The sequence below is a fragment of the Actinomycetota bacterium genome (assembly GCA_036280995.1).
GTDB lineage: Bacteria > Actinomycetota > CALGFH01 > CALGFH01 > CALGFH01 > CALGFH01.
Genome location: DASUPQ010000528.1, coordinates 1 through 2,261 on the forward strand (window position 1 = coordinate 1; position 2,261 = coordinate 2,261).

Annotated in this window: 1 protein-coding gene and 1 pseudogene; both read left to right on the top strand. The window is 71.4% G+C overall.

Going from position 1 to position 2,261, the window contains the following annotated elements; genetic code table 11:
- Positions 1 to 412 precede the first annotated feature (412 nt).
- Positions 413 to 1,438: a PP2C family protein-serine/threonine phosphatase gene (locus VF468_17790; protein ID HEX5880144.1), complete on the top strand. Its 1,026-nt coding sequence runs from the start codon at positions 413 to 415 to the stop codon at positions 1,436 to 1,438.
- 478 nt (positions 1,439 to 1,916) lie between these two features.
- Positions 1,917 to 2,261 (top strand): annotated as a pseudogene (locus VF468_17795) (helix-turn-helix domain-containing protein).

Consider the following 2,261-nt stretch of genomic DNA (forward strand, 5'->3'; position numbering starts at 1 on the left):
TGCCTGTCCCCCCAGACAACGCACAAGGTGCGATCCCCCGGCCGCTCCACCAGGCGAGAAGGTGCTGAATGGAGTGGGAAGTCACCACGGTGGTCCTCGGACCTTCCGAGCAGCAGACGGAAGCGACCAACGCGCTCAGGGGTCAGGGATGGCAGGCCTACGCGGTGACGTGGACCCCGACGTGCGGGTACACCGCTTGGTTCCGGCGCCCCAGCCGCAACCAGGGCCTGGTCCACAAACCCTGGGCAGCGGGTCGTGACCTGCCGGCCGACCCTGCAGCTGACCGCTACCTCCCACGCCTTGTTCCACCGAGCCAGCGCGGCGAGCCGCAACGATGCAAGCACGACGATAATGGCCAGCGACGCTCGCTGATCCGGCGCTGATGCCTTCCTCTGTGGGCCAGGAGACCACCGTGCAAGCCAAGAGCCGATCGATGCTGGTTGCGGCGCTGGTCACCTCCGCTATCGCGCTGCTGGACGCCGGGACCGGCGGCCGCGCCATCCTGCTTGGCCTGCTGATCGTCGGCCCGCTGCTAGCCGCCGCCAGCCTCGACACCCAGCACACCGCCATCATTGGCCTGTACGCGCTCGGCCTGGCGGTCCTGCTGGGCATCCTCGACGGCATCGTTGGCACCACCGACCACCTGCTGGGCTGCCTCGTGGTGGCGACCGGGGGCGCGCTGGGCGCCTGGGGAGCCCACCGTCGCACCCAGCAAGAGCAACTCCTGCTGCGGGTCAGCCGGATCGCCGAGGTCGCCCAGCAGACGATCCTGCGCCCGATCCCACCCCGGATGGGCCGGGTCGCCCTGGCCGTGCGCTACCTGTCGGCCACCGAGGACGCCCTGGTCGGCGGCGACTTCTACGAGGTGGCCGTGACCCGCCACGGCCTTCGGGTGCTGGTCGGCGACGTCAAGGGCAAGGGCCTGGAGGCCGTGCAGCTGGCCGCGCTGGTGCTCGCCAGCTTCCGGGCGGCCGCCGCCCACCCCGGCCTGGCCGAGCTGGCCGGCGAGCTGGACCACAGCATCCGGCCGCGGCTTGGCGAGGAGGACTTCGTCACCGCGGTGCTGGCCCAGTTCAGCCGCCACGGCGAGCTGCAGCTGGTCAACTGCGGCCACCCACCGCCGCTGCGGTTCCGGGCCGGGACCGTCGAGCGGTTGGCCCGTGCCGAGCCGACCACCCCGCTGGGGCTGGACCCCGCCCCCACCATCCAGCGGTTCACCCTGGTCGCCACCGATCGGGTGCTGTTGTACACCGACGGGCTGGTCGAGGCGCGGGCGCCCGACGGGCCGCCGTTCGAGCTGGACGGCCAGGTGCAGGCGGTGGGTGCCGCGCCCTCGTTGGGCACCGCTCTAGACGGGCTGGTCGCCCGGCTGTTGGACCATGCGGGGGGCCGCTTGGACGACGACTTAGCGCTGGTGCTGGCGCAGCCTCGCTTGTGATCGGCCAGTCGGCAAGTGAGTTCACGGCTTAAGGTCAAGGCTCCTCGTCGAGCCAGTAGCCTGCTCCCACGAGCATTGGTGAGGAAGGCGGAATGTGGGGACTGACCAGTTCGGCCCGAACGCGCTTGGCGAGACGCTGGAGCCCAGCCGGGTCGCTGACTGCTACCTCGGCCTGCTCCTGCCGCCAGGACCCGCAGGCGAGCCCGAGGCCGGCGCGGTGCTGATCGTCACCCCGGCTGCGTTGCTGCACCCAGATGTTCCTCAGCCGGCCGGCAGCCTGGTCTATGAGCTGCTCACCGGCCACCCCGAACGCGAGCCGGGTGAGCTGGTGTTTGTGGCCGACCTCATGGTCGAGCTGCGCGCCTGGCCCCAAGACACTTGGACGGCGATCGGCATCGACCCTGAGCAGGTCGCCCAGGCCGTCATCGGCTGCTGGCGTGACGGCGAGGTCACCGCTGCGGCGACACGAAGGCCGCCGATGCGGTCACCTGGCCGGCCGCCGGTGGGGCGACGCGAGCACAAGCAGCGGTTCTGGGCGGCGATCGCCCGCGGGCTGTCGAGCGAGGAGGCCGGCATCACCGCCGGGGTGTCTCCTGCGGTCGGAGTCCCTGGTTCCGCGAAAGTGGCGGCATGGCGCCAATCACCCTTGCCCCGCTGTCGGGGCGCTACCTGTCGTTTGCCGAACGGGAAGAGATCGCCCTGCTCCGGGCCCGTGGGTGCGGGGTCCGTGACATCGCCCGGCAGCTGGGCCGATCCCCATCAACGATCTCGCGGGAGCTGCGCCGGAACGCGGCGACCCGCGGCGGCCGTCTGGAGTATCGGG